Origin of the sequence: Pseudoalteromonas sp. T1lg24, from assembly GCF_002964745.1 — a bacterium.
Lineage (GTDB): Bacteria > Pseudomonadota > Gammaproteobacteria > Enterobacterales > Alteromonadaceae > Pseudoalteromonas > Pseudoalteromonas spongiae.
Genome location: NZ_PQCB01000021.1, coordinates 1 through 534 on the forward strand (window position 1 = coordinate 1; position 534 = coordinate 534).

The following is a 534-nucleotide window of genomic DNA, read 5'->3' on the forward strand; positions in this document are numbered from 1 at the left end:
TACCAATTTTATTAACTACTTTGTCATTCTAGCGAGTTAAACGCCTCATTAACTGCGTTAAAAAATTCTTATGTAGAACAACTACATGTTAAATTTTTCGCCTTGTTTATGAACCGTTTCTCTGTCGCAATAAGTGACCTATCAATTAATGCAATTGGTATAATGAGATTTCGCCAAACACTAAATTTCAGACATAAAAAAACCCGACCTAAAGGTCAGGGTTTCAGAATAAGTGGTGCCCAGAGGCGGAATCGAACCACCGACACGAGGATTTTCAATCCTCTGCTCTACCGACTGAGCTATCTGGGCAAGCTATTTTAGTACTGCTAAAGTACACTCTTTCGAGTAAATAAATGGTGCCTGCTGCCGGAGTCGAACTGGCGACCTACTGATTACAAGTCAGTTGCTCTACCAACTGAGCTAAGCAGGCACACTAAAACTGGTCATCTTTAAAAGATGGTGCCCAGAGGCGGAATCGAACCACCGACACGAGGATTTTCAATCCTCTGCTCTACCGACTGAGCTATCTGGGCG

General features: G+C 42.5%; 3 tRNA genes. All 3 read right to left on the reverse strand.

What is annotated here, in order from left to right:
- Positions 1–233: 233 nt before the first annotated feature.
- Positions 234–309, reverse strand: a tRNA-Phe gene (locus C2M30_RS12255).
- 45 nt (positions 310–354) lie between these two features.
- Positions 355–430: transfer RNA gene (locus C2M30_RS12260), tRNA-Thr, on the reverse strand.
- A gap of 27 nt (positions 431–457) precedes the next feature.
- A tRNA-Phe gene (locus C2M30_RS12265) sits at positions 458–533 on the reverse strand.
- Between the last annotated feature and the right edge of the window lies 1 nt (position 534).